This is a genomic window from Ensifer sp. ENS08 (genome assembly GCF_014852195.1).
In the GTDB taxonomy this organism is placed as follows: domain Bacteria; phylum Pseudomonadota; class Alphaproteobacteria; order Rhizobiales; family Rhizobiaceae; genus Ensifer; species Ensifer adhaerens.
Map to the genome: position 1 here is coordinate 1 of NZ_JACVBF010000073.1, position 337 is coordinate 337.

The 337-nt window shown below is 63.2% G+C and carries 1 protein-coding gene; it reads left to right on the forward strand.

Annotated features, from left to right (window positions below):
* The coding region (locus tag IB272_RS34565) for a glucoamylase family protein (protein ID WP_281436414.1) at positions 1–337 on the forward strand (337 nt) is incomplete at both ends.

Genomic DNA, 337 nt, shown 5'->3' on the forward strand with positions numbered 1-337 from the left:
TATTTCGACGGCGATGGCGCCGAAGAAGTTGAAATCCGCAGGGTGGCAAACGCGCTCTATGAACGGGCCGACTGGAACTGGGCCTGCGATCACGGGCTGACGCTCACCCACGGCTGGCGGCCGGAAAACGGCTTCATCCCCTATCGCTGGCGCGGCTACGACGAGGGCCTGCTCCTCTACATCCTCGGCCTCGGCTCACCGACCCACCCACTCCCGCCGGAAGCCTATGCGGCCTACACCGCAAGCTACGACTGGCGGAACCTTTACGGGCGCGAATTGCTCTATTCGGGACCGCTCTTCACCCACCAACTCTCGCATATGTGGGTCGATTTCCGCG